The 10787-nt window shown below is 72.1% G+C and carries 9 protein-coding genes; 3 read left to right on the top strand and 6 right to left on the bottom strand.

From position 1 onward, the window contains the following. The 6 genes from BHU15_RS13925 to BHU15_RS13900 all read right to left on the bottom strand — a co-directional run. Positions 1–664: MFS transporter (locus tag BHU15_RS13925; RefSeq protein ID WP_141726819.1), on the bottom strand; the 664-nt coding region annotated here is incomplete at its 3' end. A gap of 40 nt (positions 665–704) precedes the next feature. After that, a complete protein-coding gene (locus BHU15_RS13920) occupies positions 705–2156 on the bottom strand; it encodes a penicillin-binding transpeptidase domain-containing protein (RefSeq protein WP_069627471.1) in 1452 nt (483 codons plus the stop codon). A 110-nt stretch (positions 2157–2266) separates the two neighbouring features. Next, positions 2267–2881: a response regulator gene (locus tag BHU15_RS13915; protein ID WP_069627474.1), complete on the bottom strand. Its 615-nt coding sequence runs from the start codon at positions 2879–2881 to the stop codon at positions 2267–2269. Positions 2882–2928: 47 nt separating this feature from the next. Next, entirely contained in the window at positions 2929–4236 is a 1308-nt protein-coding gene (locus BHU15_RS13910; protein WP_069627470.1) for a sensor histidine kinase, read from the bottom strand. After that, positions 4233–5198: a hypothetical protein gene (locus BHU15_RS13905; RefSeq protein ID WP_069627469.1), complete on the bottom strand. Its 966-nt coding sequence runs from the start codon at positions 5196–5198 to the stop codon at positions 4233–4235. The genes BHU15_RS13910 and BHU15_RS13905 overlap by 4 nt, the downstream gene beginning before the upstream one ends. Before the next feature lie 110 nt (positions 5199–5308). Beyond that, positions 5309–6079 (bottom strand): IclR family transcriptional regulator, encoded by a 771-nt coding sequence (locus tag BHU15_RS13900; RefSeq protein ID WP_031232010.1) that lies wholly within the window; start codon positions 6077–6079, stop codon positions 5309–5311. A gap of 151 nt (positions 6080–6230) precedes the next feature. Here BHU15_RS13900 and BHU15_RS13895 point away from each other — a divergent pair, with 151 nt between their 5' ends. From BHU15_RS13895 to BHU15_RS13885, 3 genes are all read left to right on the top strand, one after another. Beyond that, on the top strand, positions 6231–7775 hold the full coding sequence (locus BHU15_RS13895; protein ID WP_069627468.1) for an aldehyde dehydrogenase (NADP(+)): 1545 nt from the start codon (positions 6231–6233) through the stop codon (positions 7773–7775). Positions 7776–7979: 204 nt separating this feature from the next. Continuing rightward, entirely contained in the window at positions 7980–9956 is a 1977-nt protein-coding gene (locus BHU15_RS13890) for an elongation factor G (RefSeq protein ID WP_069627467.1), read from the top strand. A 104-nt stretch (positions 9957–10060) separates the two neighbouring features. Then, complete coding sequence (locus tag BHU15_RS13885; protein ID WP_069627466.1) at positions 10061–10783, top strand: DsbA family oxidoreductase; 723 nt, start codon at positions 10061–10063, stop codon at positions 10781–10783. The last annotated feature ends 4 nt before the right edge of the window (positions 10784–10787 follow it).

Raw genomic sequence — 10787 nt, 5'->3', positions numbered from 1 at the left:
CGGGCGCCGGCTTCTCCTCCCGCACCCGCATCAGCGCGAAGAGAGCGGCGGCCAGCGCGAACGTGGCGGTGTCGAGCAGGGCGACCGTCCCGCCGCCGTACGCCGCGTACAGCCCGGCGCCCGCGAGCGGCGCGAGGAGCTTCATGCCCTCGTTGGCCGTCATCCGCAGCCCGTTGAAGTCACCGAGCAGCCGTTTGTCGATCGCCGTCGCGACCAGGGCCGCCTCTGCGGCGTCCTGCACGACGCCGCTGACGCCGTACACGAACAGCACGGCGAAGAGGATCCAGATCCGGCTCTCCGAGTCGACCACCAGGAGCAGGGGCAGCAGCGCGGCCATGGCGAGATTGCAGAACACCAGCAGCGGTCTGCGCCGCCAGCGGTCGGCGACCGCGCCCAGCAGCGGACCGGCCAGCGTCGGCGCCCACATCATGAAGACGGTCAGCGCCGCCAGACTGTCCGACCCGGTCAGCGACTTGACCCAGATACCGCCGACCAGCCACATCGCCGACGTCCCGAAACCGGAGACGACGACGCCGGACAGATAGAGCCCGGCATTACGGTCCCGGAGGACCGTGCCTATCGCCCAGCTCTTCCCCGCCGACTTCCCCGCCGGCTTCCCCGACTGCCTCTTCGCGGGCTTCCCCGCCCGCTCCCCCGTTCCCATCGGCACATCGTGGCACGGGGCGCCCCAGGAGTCCCAGGGGTCAGCGCACCGCCGCCTCCATCATCTTCTTGGCGATCGGCGCCGCCAGGCCGTTGCCGCTGACCTCCGAGCGCGCCGCGCCCGAGTCCTCGACCACCACGGCCACCGCCACCTCCTTGCCCGTCGACGCGTCCTTCGCGTACGAGGTGAACCAGGCGTACGGCGTCTGGCTGTTGTCCACCCCGTGCTGGGCCGTACCCGTCTTGCCGCCGACCTCGGCGCCGGCGATCCGGGCGTTCGTCGCCGTGCCCTGGTCGACCACCGTCACCATGGCGCTGCGCAACTGCTCGGCCGTCGAGGACGAGACGATCCGGCGCGACGGCTCGTCCTCGTAAGAGGTGAGCGTGTCGCCGCCCGCGTCCACCACCTCGGACACCATGTGCGGCGTCTGGAGGACCCCGTCGTCGGCCAGCGCCGACGAGACCATCGCCATCTGGAGCGGGGTCGCGGTGACCTCGAACTGGCCGATGCCCGTCAGTGCCGTCTGCGCGTCGTCCATGTCGGACGGATAGACGCTCTCGGCGGCCCGTACCGGCACGTCCTGCTCGGCGTCGTTGAAGCCCATCTTCGCCGCCATCGCGCCCACCTTGTCCTTGCCGAGATCGGCGGCCATCTTGGCGAAGACGTTGTTGCACGAGTACCGGAGCGCCGTGCGGATCGTCGCGTTCTCGCAGGGCGCCGACGCGTTCTCGTTGGGAAGGACCGTGCTCGTGCCGGGCAGCGTGTACGGGTCCTGGCTCCGCGTCCGGGTGTCCACCGACCCGTACAGCCCGTCCTCCAGGGCCGCCGCGGCGACCACCAGCTTGAAGGTCGAGCCGGGCGGCAGCGGCTGCCGCAGCGCCCGGTTGACCATCGGCTTGTCCGGGTCGTCGTTCAGCCGCTGCCAGGCGTCCCCGTCGTCCGTGCCGCTGATCTGCGACGGGTCGTACGACGGGGTGCTGACCATCCCGAGGATCCGTCCCGTCGCCGGGTCGATCGCGACGGCCGCGCCCTTCTTGTCACCGAGCGCGTCGAAGGCGGCCTTCTGCACCGCCGGGTCGATCGTCGTCACGACACTGCCCGGCGCGGCCTGCTTGCCGGTGAGCGCGTCCAGCGGGTTCTTCAGCCGGGAGTCCGTGCCGTCGAGGACGTGCGAGTAGATGCCTTCGAGCTGTGTGGAGCGGTACGCCTGCGAGCTGTAGCCGGTCACCGCCGCGTACAGCTCACCGTCCGTGTAGGTCCGCTTGTACTTCAGGTCGTCACTGCCCGTCGTCCTGGCCGAGCCCGTGACGGCCGAGCCGCCCACGACGATGTCGCCCAGCGGCTGGGCGTACTGGTCGATGAGCGTGCGCCGGTTGCGTTCGTTGTCCGCGAGGGCCTTGCCCTGGTACGCCTGCACCCAGGTGACCCGCACCAGCAGGGCCAGCACCATGAGCAGACAGACGACCGCGGTGCGTCTGATTGTCTTGTTCATCCCATCCCGTCCGTCCCTCATCAAGGACGAACGGGACCGGACCCCGTGTTCCGCCGGGCGCCTCTTCTCAGAAACTCTTCATTCCGGGCACGCCTCCTTGAGAGACGGCGTCACCTCGGGCTGATGAACCCCGACTCGTACGCCGCGATCACCGCCTGCGTACGGTCCCTGACCCCGGTCTTCGCCAGCACCGACGCGACGTGCGACTTCACCGTCGCCGGACCGACGCCGAGCCGCTCCGCGATCTCCGCGTTCGTCAGACCGGTCGCCATCAGCCGCAGCACCGCCGCCTCGCGCTCGGTGAGCCGGCTCGCCCAGCGGGGCGCCGGAGGGCGGCTGCGGGCGTACTCCGCCGCCAGACCCCGCAGCGCGGCCGGGAAGAGCAGCGAATCGCTCCGCGCCACCAGCCGCACCGCCTGCACCAGGTCCTCCGCCCCGGCCCGCTTCAGCAGGAAGCCGGAGGCGCCGACGCGCAGCGCCTCGTACACGTAGCTGTCGTTCTCGAAGGTCGTCACGACGACGACGCGGGGGCCCGGACCCGGTGAGCCGAGGATCTGCTCCGTCGCGCGGATGCCGTCGATCTCCGGCATCCGCACATCCATCAGCACGACGTCCGGTCGCACCGCGCGCACCACGGACACCGCCTCCGCGCCGGTCGCCGCCTCACCGACGACCGTCAGGTCCGCCTCCGCCTCCAGGATGACGCGCAGCGCCGTACGGACCATCCGCTCGTCGTCGGCCAGCACCACCCGGATCTCCGTCCCCGTCGCCGTCACCGCGCGCCTCCTCCTTCGGAGGTCAGCGGGAGCGCGACCGACAGCCGCCACAGCGGCCCGTCCCGCCCCGCCTCGGCGTGCCCGCCGAGCAGCGTGGCCCGCTCGGCGACGCCGCGCAGCCCGCGCCCGCCCCCGGGCCGTACGACCGGCGCGGGCGCGGTGCCCGGCAGGGGATTCTCCATCGTCATCTCCAACGTCTCGGTGCCCAGGGCGGCATGGAGCGTGACGGGCGCCGCCCCGCCGTGCCGCAGGGCGTTGCTCAGCCCCTCCTGGACGATGCGGTACGCCTCGCGCGACACCTGTTCCGGCACCCGCCCGATGTCCCCGTCGACGCTCAGCGTGACGCGGACACCGCAGTGGGCCAGCAGCACGTCCAGCGCGTCGAGCGTCGGCCCCGAAGCCCCGTCCGTGACGGGCTGTTCCTCGTCGTCCCGGCGCAACAGGCCCAGCACGGAGTCCAGTTCACCCACCGTGCGCCGGGTGGTCTCCTCGATCGCGGTCAGCGCCTCCCGTACGAACTCGATGTCCTTCGGCGCGTCGCTGTCCAGGACCCGGCGCGCCGCGCCCGCCTGGAGCGTCACCGCGCTCAGCGCGTGGCCGACCGAATCGTGCAACTCGCGGGCCAGCCTGTTGCGTACGGCGAGATCCGCCGCGCGCCGTTCGGCGGCTGCCAGCCGGTCGGACGGCGTGGGCCCGAGCAGCACCGGCGCCAGCCGGGCCAGCAGCGCGCCCGCCGCCGCCGCGCACCCGGCCAGCGCGATGAGCGACACGATCCCGCCCAGCGGCGCGAGAGCCAGGCCCCAGCCGTCGTCGAGGGCGCCGGGCATCGTGCGCCAGGACTCCCGCATCGCGGGCGACAGCGGCAGCACCATCAGCGCCAGCGCGAACGGCGGCAGCGCCAGCGACATGCCGCTGATGATCCCGCCGAGCCCGACATGCAGGGTGAACCAGCCGGTCGTACGCACCCTGGCCTCCCACGAGCGCGCGGGACCGTCCGCCAGGGCGCCCTCCGGGACCCCGCACAGCGCCCGCGCCGCCGCCACCGACAGCGGCCGTACGAGCGGGAACAGCGCGCTCACGGCGGCCAGCGGCAACGCCACCGCGTACGCGCCGAACTGAAGCGCGAGGGAGTCGGAGAACATGCTGTCGGCGTCGATGAGCGGGCCGACGACCACGGTGCCGAGCAGCCAGTACGGCATCAACAGCGCGCCGCCGAGCACCAGATGCGTCCAGCGCAGCCATGCCCGGCCGCCGAAGAGCGGGCGCAGGAGGGTGGTGGCCGACCGGCGGAGCAGGGTCCTCATGCGGCGCGGCGCCTCAGTACGGAGACGACGCCGCTGAACAGCAGGAGCCCGGCGACCATCGACACAGCGTAGGTCAGCACCATCAACCCGGCCGCCCGCTGGTCCTGTTCGCCGGGCAGCGCCGTGACGAGGAAGAGGAAGCCGCCCCAGCAGCCGAGCGTCCCCGACCCCACCCACGCCGCCGCGAGCGGCCACCGCGGCGACAGCCCGGCACCCCGGCGGAACCGGAAGGCGAGCAGCAGCGTGCCCACCACCGCGACGACCGCGAACAGGCCGTTGACGCCCTCCACCAGGTAGAAGTCGGTCGACCGGCTCTCCACCCGGTCGGCGCTCAGCCCCGTCGTGGCCCCCGCCGCCCAGAGCAGATGCATGACGGCGGGCAGCAGCGCCAGCAGCGAACCGGCCGTGACGGCCGTCCGTGTCGCGATCGTGGCCGGCGGATCCCCGACGCGGCCCCGCCAGAGATGGCCCCAGCGGCGCCGCGCGTACCGCACGAAGAGCGCGCCGAGGCTGAGCCCCTGAAGGATGAAGCCGCCGTAGACGACGCCGAAGACCCACGCGTCAAGGAACGGCTCCGAGTTCGACGGCGCCGGGCGCGAGCCCTCTCCTACGGAGGCGGCCAACTGGAGCGGATAGCCGGTCATGATCGGCGCGAGCAGCCCCGCCGCCACCCACATCGGCAGGACGAGCAGCCACGCCGGGACACGCCTCCCCCAGGGCTGCGTCAGCAGCAGCGCGAGGACCACGACGGTGGCGTCGAGGACGACCGACACACCGTTGGCGACGGCCATCCTGGCCCGGTGGTCGAGGAGCGTGCTGCCGTCGGGAACACCGGTGCGGTCACCGGCGATCCACAGGATCTTGAGCGTGATGTACGGGAGGCAGGAGGCGATCGCGACGGCGCGCAGCGCCCGTACCCCTCGCCCGAGGGACGGCGCCGTGCCGGCCGCTGTGGCTGTCATGCCACCCATGCTCCGGGCCGGCGGCCCGGAGCACGTCCTGCGCCCCGACGATCCGTCTCCCCCGCACGGGGGAGAGGCGATTCGCGCGCGGAGGTCTTCGTGCGCGGAGGTCAGAGCCGGCGCGTCGCCAGCGTCAGCCGGTCGCGCGCGTCGAACAGCGCGTCCTTGATCATCTGTTCGTGGGCCGGCGTCAGCCGCGCCACCGGCACCGAGCAGCTGATCGCGTCACGCGCCGGGGTGCGGTAGGGGATCGCGATTCCGAAGCAGCGCAGCCCGAGGGTGTTCTCCTCGCGGTCCACGGCGTACCCCTGCTCGCGGATCGTGTTCAGTTCCCCGATCAGCTTCTCGCGGTCGGTGATGGTGTGCTCGGTCAGCGGCGACAGCGTCTCGGGCAGCATCTTGCGCACCTGCTCGTCGCTGTGCGTCGCGAGCAGCGCCTTGCCGAGCGAGGTGGAGTGGGCGGGCAGCCGCCGCCCGACGCGGGTGAAGGGGCGCAGATAGTGCTGCGACTGGCGGGTGGCGAGGTAGACGACGTTCGTGCCGTCGAGGCGCGCCAGGTGGATGGTCTCCGTGGTGTCGTCGGAGAGCCGGTCCAGGGTCGGCCGGGCGGCGGCCACCACCTCGTCACCGTCGATGTACGACGTGCCGACCAGCAGCGCCCGTACGCCGATGCCGTACCGCGTGCCCGTCGCGTCCGTCTCCACCCAGCCCAGCTCGACCAGGGTGCGCAGGAGCATGTACAGACTGGACTTGGGGTAGCCGACCGCTTCCTGCACGGCGGCGAGCGAGTGCATGCCGGGGCGTCCGGCGAAGTACTCCAGCAATTCCACCGTCCGCACAGCGGACTTGACCTGTGCACCACCGGTTTCCGCAGCCGACATCGTTCCTCGCCCCTATCTTGACCACTCTTGACCACACAGAACGCACGGAAATAGAGTTCCCATGGATTCATCATCAGGAACTCTGTTCAGAATACCGAACAGCCCCTTGGTGATGACAGCGGACGGCACAGGAATTGGGAAGGAAGCCGCGGTGGCAGCAGCACCAGTCTGGAGTGTCGACCCCCGAACCGGGAAGCCGCGTGAGCAGGTCGCGGTCGAGGCCACGGCCGAGGAGGTCGACCGCGAAGTACGGCGCGCGCACGCCACCCGGCCCGCGCTCGCCGACCGTACCGCGCGTGCGGCGCTTCTGCGTACGGCGGCGGACCTCCTCGATGAATCGGGCGCGTTCGCCATCGAGGCGGCGGACGCCGAGACCGCACTCGGGCCGGTCCGGCTCACCGGCGAACTCGCGCGCACCACGGCCCAGTTGAGGGCCTTCGCCGAAGTCGTGGACGAGGGCTCGTTCCTCGACGTACGCATCGACCACGCCGACGGCGACCGTACGCCGCCCTGGCCCGACCTGCGGCGCTGGAAGGTGCCGCTGGGGGTCGTCGCCGTCTACTCGGCGAGCAACTTCCCCTTCGCCTTCTCCGTCCCCGGCGGCGACACGGCGAGCGCGCTCGCCGCCGGCTGCCCCGTGGTCGTCAAGGCGCACCCCGACCACCCCGCCACCTCCGAGATCTGCGCCGCCACCCTGCGCAGGGCCGCGGCGCAGGTCGGACTGCCCGAGGACGTGGTGGTCCTGGTGCACGGCTTCGAGGCCGGTGTGGAGCTGGTGAGGCATCCGCTGGTCGCCGGGGCCGGGTTCACCGGTTCCGTACGCGGCGGACGCGCCCTCTTCGACGCGGCGGCGGCCCGGCCCACCCCGATCCCGTTCCACGGCGAACTCGGCTCGCTCAACCCCGTCGTGATCACCGGGGCCGCCGCCGCCGAGCGCGCCGAGCAGCTCGGCGCCGGACTGGCCGGCTCGATGACCCTCGGCGAGGGCCAGTTCTGCACCAAGCCCGGCTTCGTGCTCGTCCCGGCGGGCGACGCGGGCGACAGCCTGCTCAAGTCGCTTACCACGGCCGTCAGCGAGACCGAACCCGGCGTGATGCTCGACCACCGGATGCGGGACGCCTTCGTCGCGGGCGTACGCGAACGGGCCGAACTGCCCGACGTGGACGCCCCGATCACCCCGGGCGCCGGCGGCGAGCACACCGTCAGCGCGGGCTATCTGACCGTACCGGCGCGCCGCCTCGCCGCCGACGGGCCGCACGACCTCCTTCTGGAGGAGTGCTTCGGCCCCGTCACGGTGGTCGCCCGCTACGACTCCGACGCCGAGATCGGCGCCGTCCTGGCCCGCCTCCCCGGCAACCTCACCGCCACCCTGCACCTCGCGGACGGCGAGGCCGAGGACGCGGACTCCGGCGCGGCCCGGCTGCTCGCCGAACTGACGCCCCTCGCGGGCCGCGTCCTCGTCAACGGCTGGCCCACCGGCGTCGCCGTCGCCCCCGCGCAGCAGCACGGCGGCCCCTACCCGGCGTCCACCTCCACCTCGACGTCCGTCGGCGCCACCGCGATCGAGCGCTGGCTGCGGCCCGTCACCTACCAGTCCACGCCCGCCGCGCTGCTCCCGCCGGAGCTGCGCGACGACAACCCGGCGGGGCTGCCGCGCCGCGTCGACGGCCGCGCGGAGCACACGACCGCCCCGTAGCCCGTCCCCGTCCACGTCAACACGGCACACTCCGAACCCCGAACCGCCCGGTAAATCGCTTGCCGGGCGGCTCGGGGTTTGCTGTACTCCCCGACGTCGGCCGTCCTGCCGACCCGTCAAGCAGTCGAGGAGCCGTCATGCGCCGAGCGTCGATGTCCATCCAGCGGAAGGGAATTCCTGCCTATTCAAGGGACATGACGCTTAGTGACCACGCGTACGCTCAACCTCGGAATTCTGGCGCACGTAGACGCCGGTAAGACCAGTCTGACCGAGCGGCTGCTGCACGCCGCCGGAGTCATCGACGAGATCGGCCGCGTCGACGACGGAAACACCCAGACCGATTCACTCGCCCTGGAACGCCAGCGCGGCATCACCATCAAATCCGCCGTCGTGTCCTTCGCCGTCGACGACGTCACCGTCAATCTCATCGACACCCCCGGCCACCCGGATTTCATCGCCGAGGTGGAGAGAGTGCTGAGCGTGCTCGACGGCGCCGTGCTCGTCGTGTCGGCCGTCGAAGGCGTCCAGGCGCAGACGCGCGTCCTGATGCGGACGCTGCGCCGGCTGGGCATCCCCACGCTCGTCTTCGTGAACAAGATCGACCGCGTCGGCGCGCGCCACGACGGCCTCCTGCGCGACCTGGCCGACAAGCTGACGCCCGCGATCGTCCCGATGGGATCGGTACGCCGACTCGGCACGCGCGAGGCCGACTTCACCCCGTACGACGGGACGGACCCGGTCTTCGCCGCCACCGGACCCGTGGCCGAGCGGCTGGCGGAGAACGACGACGCCTACCTGGCCGCGTACGTCGACGACCCGGCCCGTCTCACGTACGACACGCTCCGCCGCGAACTGGCCGCGCAGACCGCGCGCTCGCTCGTCCACCCGGTGTACTTCGGCTCCGCCGTGTCCGGCGCGGGCGTCGACACGCTCACCGGCGCGATCAGGGAACTGCTGCCCGCCACGGCGGGCGACGAGCGGGGCCCCGTCTCGGGCTCCGTCTTCAAGGTCGAACGGGGCCCGGCGGGCGAGAAGATCGCCTACGTACGGATGTTCTCCGGCGCGCTGCGGGTCCGCGACCGGCTGCCGACCGGCGACGACACCGAGGGCAAGGTCACCGCGATCAGCGTCTTCGACGACGGCTCGTCGGTGCGCAGCACGTCCGTCGGCGCGGGCCGGATCGGCAAGCTCTGGGGGCTCGGTGGCATCCGGATCGGCGACGTGATCGGCGACCCCGGCGCGGCCACCGCCGCCCGGCACCATTTCTCCCCGCCGACCCTGGCCACCGTCGTCGTCCCCGGCGAGGGCACCGACAGGGGCGCGGTGCACGCGGCGCTCACCCAACTCGCCGAGCAGGACCCGCTGATCAATCTGCGGCAGGACGAGATCCGGCAGGAGATCTCGGTGTCGCTGTACGGAGAGGTCCAGAAAGAAGTCATCCAGGCGACACTCGCCGGCGAATACGGAGTCGACGTCACCTTCCGCGAGACGACGACGATCTGTGTCGAAAGGATCGCCGGTGCGGGAAGCGCCGTGGAAGTCATGGGAAAGGACCCCAACCCTTTCCTCGCGACCGTCGGACTGCGCGTCGAACCGGCACCGCCCGGCAGCGGCGTGGAATTCCGGCTGGAGGTCGAACTCGGCTCGATGCCGTACGCGTTCATGAAAGCCGTGGAGGACACCGTCCGCGCCACCCTGCGCGAAGGGCTGTACGGCTGGACGGTCCCCGACTGCGCCGTCGTACTGACCCGCAGCGGCTACGCGCCGGAGACGACGGCAGCCGACTTCCGCCTGCTGACCCCGCTGGTGCTGATGGCGGCCCTGAAGGACGCGGGCACGATCGTGTGCGAACCGATGCACCACTTCCGCCTCGACGTCCCTGCCGACACCCTCGGCACCGTCCTGCCCGCCCTGGCCCGCCGCCGCGCCGTACCGCACACGCCGTTGGTGCGCGGGTCGTCGTACGTGGTGGAGGGCGAGATCCCGGCGGCCCAGGTCCACGCGCTCGAACAACAGCTCCCGACGCTCACCAGCGGCGAGGGCGTCCTGGAGGCATCGTTCGCCCACCACCAGCCCGTCCACGGCCCCCCACCGACCCGCTCCCGCACGGACCACGACCCGCTCAACCGCAAGGAGTACCTGCTGAGCGCGGTGCGCCGGGTGTCGGCGGGGGCGCAGTGAGAGGGAATCGGCACGGCTCCGGGGAATGGGGGGCCGGTCGACGGGGTTGCCGTTGTTGGCGGAGGCAGGCTCCGTAACGGTTCGGGCTGGAGAGAAGCAGACACATGCGCGTGGAGATCTGGAGCGACATCGCCTGTCCCTGGTGCTACATCGGGAAGGCCCGGTTCGAGAAGGGGCTGGAGTCCTTCGCGCACCGGGGCGACGTCGAGGTGGTGCACCGGTCGTTCGAGCTGGACCCCGGGCACGCCAAGGGTGAGGTCGGTTCCGTGACCGACATGCTCGCCGCCAAGTACGGGCGGTCCCGGCAGGAAGCGCTCGCCATGGAGGAGCAGGTCGCCTCGCACGCGCGCGCCGAAGGGCTCGGCTACCTCGTCGGCGACCGGGACCACGGCAGCACCTTCGACATCCACCGGCTGCTGCATCTGGCCAAGGCGCGCGGCCGGCAGGACGCGTTGCTGGACGTCGTCTACCGGGCGAACTTCGCCGAGGAGCGCTCGGTCTACGACACCGAGACGCTGGTCGATCTCGCGGTGGAGGCGGGCCTCGACGAGGCCGAGACGCGGGTGCTCCTGGCCGACGAGGACGCGTTCGCCGACGACGTACGGGCCGACGAGCGGGAGGCCGCGGAGCTGGGCGCGACCGGGGTGCCCTTCTTCGTACTCGACCGGCGCTTCGGAGTCTCCGGCGGGCAGCCCGCCGAGGTCTTCACCCAGGCACTGGAGCAGGCCTGGCAGGGGCGCGCGCTCACGCCCGTGGGCGAGGACCCGGCCGCCGCCTGCGACGCGGACGGAGCCTGCGAGATTCCGCAGGCCCACACGCACGCATAAGGAA

This window comes from Streptomyces niveus, from assembly GCF_001723055.1.
Classification (GTDB): domain Bacteria; phylum Actinomycetota; class Actinomycetes; order Streptomycetales; family Streptomycetaceae; genus Streptomyces; species Streptomyces niveus.
Note: the sequence above shows the minus strand (reverse complement) of the source record. Positions and strands in the feature narration are given on the sequence as shown.